Annotated in this window: 1 protein-coding gene and 1 pseudogene; both read left to right on the top strand. The window is 42.4% G+C overall.

The window, feature by feature from the left end; all coding sequences use genetic code 11:
* Positions 1-24 precede the first annotated feature (24 nt).
* Positions 25-591: pseudogene (locus LGZ99_RS24415) on the top strand (Rpn family recombination-promoting nuclease/putative transposase); the annotation flags it as partial.
* A 202-nt stretch (positions 592-793) separates the two neighbouring features.
* Positions 794-1327, top strand: a 534-nt coding sequence (locus tag LGZ99_RS24410; RefSeq protein WP_262979844.1) for an integrase arm-type DNA-binding domain-containing protein, incomplete at its 3' end; no start/stop codon positions are given.

Below are 1327 nucleotides of genomic sequence, written 5' to 3'. Positions count from 1 at the left end.
AAGAAAGTATGCTACCATTCACCGATGAAGAGAAAAAATACACCAACGCCACATGACGCTGTTTTTAAACAGTTTTTAAGTCATATCGATACGGCTAGAGACTTCCTGGAGATTCATTTGCCTGCGACATTACGGGCAGTTTGTGATCTGGATACACTGCGGTTGGAATCAGGGTCGTTTATTGAAGATAATCTGCGGGCGCATTATTCCGACATTTTGTATTCATTGAAAACGGCGCAGGGTGACGGTTACGTGTATTGCGTGATCGAACACCAGAGTTCCCCGGACAAAATGATGGCATTTCGACTTATGCGCTACGGTATTTCAGCCATGCAACGGCATCTGGAGCAGGGACATGAAAAATTGCCGCTGGTCATTCCGATGTTGTTTTATCACGGGAAAATACAGCCGTATCCCTGGAGTACCAATTGGTTCGACTGCTTTGATGATCCGGCTCTGGCGAAGGAAATTTATTCCGGTCCCTTCCCGCTGGTAGATGTGACGGTAATCCCCGACGATGAAATCCTGACACATAAACGGGTCGCGCTACTGGAAATGGTGCAAAAACATATCCGGCAGCGAAATGCCTTGATGCAATCACTCCTCAACATTAATGATCATCCTTAGTCATGAAAATTAACTTAAATAATTGATTTTAAATTGAAATTTATTCTATCTTGGTTTGTCTTAGTCAATGGTAATCATAAATATTCACTTGGCATCATGAAAATTATGTACATGTCAGTGTACATAAACTACATTAAAAGCTGTATTATTTTTTAAGGAAATTGATATGGCTATTACTGATTCATGGCTGCGCTCAATCAGTGGCAAACCACAAGAAAATATGATTACCAAGTCAGACAGGGATGGCTTATCAGTCCGTGTTACTCCTAAGGGAAAGGTAGTTTTTCAGTTTAGATATCGCTGGGACGGAAAAGGGGATCGGATTGATATCGGTACTTATCCAGCAACGAGCTTAAAAGATGCGCGTGACTCAGTGATTTTTTATCGTGGGGAATTAGAGCAGCACCGCAATCCTAAAACAGTTAAACGTGTTCGCAAAGAATCTGCATTGAGTGCCGTAACAGTAGAGAGCCTCATAAGGGAATGGTGGAAAACGACAATGCAAGGTTCAAAGGTTAACGCTGACCAGATATTGCGTTCTTTCGAAATTCACGTTTTCCCAAAAATGGGTAAATTACCCCATGATGAAGTGACATTGCATGTCTGGTTAGCTTTAATTGAAGAGGTTTCCAAACGAACCCCAGTAATTGGAGCGCGCATATTGACGTATTCCAAGAGGGCACATAAGTGGGCGGTTCGA

Source organism: Photorhabdus temperata (genome assembly GCF_025384845.1).
Lineage (GTDB): Bacteria > Pseudomonadota > Gammaproteobacteria > Enterobacterales > Enterobacteriaceae > Photorhabdus > Photorhabdus temperata.
This window is presented reverse-complemented; position numbering and strand designations above follow the sequence as displayed.